This window comes from Microbulbifer harenosus, assembly GCF_005771435.1.
Taxonomy (GTDB): Bacteria; Pseudomonadota; Gammaproteobacteria; order Pseudomonadales; family Cellvibrionaceae; genus Microbulbifer; species Microbulbifer harenosus.
Genome location: NZ_VANI01000056.1, coordinates 1 through 717, shown reverse-complemented (window position 1 = coordinate 717; position 717 = coordinate 1). Strand labels below are relative to the sequence as shown.

The 717-nt window shown below is 47.4% G+C and carries 1 protein-coding gene; it reads left to right on the top strand.

All coding sequences use genetic code 11. The features are described from left to right. The first annotated feature begins 214 nt into the window (after positions 1 to 214). Positions 215 to 520: a hypothetical protein gene (locus FDY93_RS19305; protein ID WP_138237390.1), complete on the top strand. Its 306-nt coding sequence runs from the start codon at positions 215 to 217 to the stop codon at positions 518 to 520. The last annotated feature ends 197 nt before the right edge of the window (positions 521 to 717 follow it).

The window sequence follows — 717 nt, the reverse complement described above, 5'->3', positions numbered from 1 at the left end:
GCTGAATCCTTCGCCTGAAGATCAGGCCTCTCAGGAGGTGAAATTAGAGGCAGCGTAATCGAGTGATCGCGACATCTTCTTTGACAAACACCGGGGACGGCTTACCTTATGCGCGTTTTGCGCGGTCGCTTCGCTCCCATCTTCGCGCAAAAAGCGCATAAGGTAAGCCGCCCCTGCTGTGGGCGTTATGCATCTCAAGCCATTGTGGTAAGAAATGAAAAAGGAATTAATTAAAAAATCTGGGAGCTATGCGCTAATTCCACTTGGAGTTGGCACCGGTCAATATATTGGTGATCTCATTGGTGGAGATCAAAGCAGTACCGTTGTCTACATTGCTTTAGCATCAGTGCTTGCGAGTCTTAGTACTTTTTTAGTTCTGATGGTATTTTTCCATTGGTGGGAGTCAAAGAAAGGAAATCTGGGGAAATCGAAGCCAGTGCCTGTTTACTGGTCTCCTGTCCTGTGGATGCCTCTGGCCTTTGTGGCAATATTTGTAGTGCATCGTGTCGTCAATGCATAACAATCAGCGGCAGAGCGACAGCCAACGCTACGCACCTTTTGTGTTACTCGCTGGCGCTCAAACATTAACACAAAATGTGCTCCGCGCTGGCTGCGCCTGCGCTGGGCGTTATGAATCTCGGTATCGAGTAGAGCAATGAATATAGATATAGACAGTTTGTCGGAAGATGAGTTAATCGCTCTAAATCAAAGAATCGT